We start from the raw sequence: 364 nt of genomic DNA, 5'->3' as shown, positions 1-364 counted from the left end.
GAAGCTGCGCTCCGGGTCGTTCTTTCCCAGTCTGCTCGAACGACGTCGGCGCATCGATCAGGCCCTGTACGCGGTGATCATTTCAGGCCTACGTCCACGGCGTATCCACCCGCAACGTCGACGACCTCGTCACCGCGCTGGGTGTCGACTCGGGAATCTCGAAATCCCAGGTCTCGAGGATCTGCGCAGGTCTCGACACCGAGATCGCGAGGTTCCGCGAACGCACGTTGACGCACACCAGCTTTCCGTACATCTTTCTCGACGCGACGTATTGCAAGGTCCGGATCGGTGCCCACGTGGTCTCTCACGCCCTCGTCGTCGCGACTGGGGTGTCGATCGACGGCACCAGAGAAGTGTTGGGTAC

1 pseudogene is annotated in these 364 nt (G+C 61.8%); it reads left to right on the top strand.

Annotation, left to right across the window (positions count from 1 at the left end):
• A pseudogene (locus tag ATN37_RS32045) lies at positions 1–364 on the top strand (transposase); the annotation flags it as partial.

The sequence above is a fragment of the Rhodococcus sp. MH15 genome, from assembly GCF_019266045.1.
Taxonomy (GTDB): Bacteria; Actinomycetota; Actinomycetes; order Mycobacteriales; family Mycobacteriaceae; genus Rhodococcus_F; species Rhodococcus_F qingshengii.
Note: the sequence above shows the minus strand (reverse complement) of the source record. Positions and strands in the feature narration are given on the sequence as shown.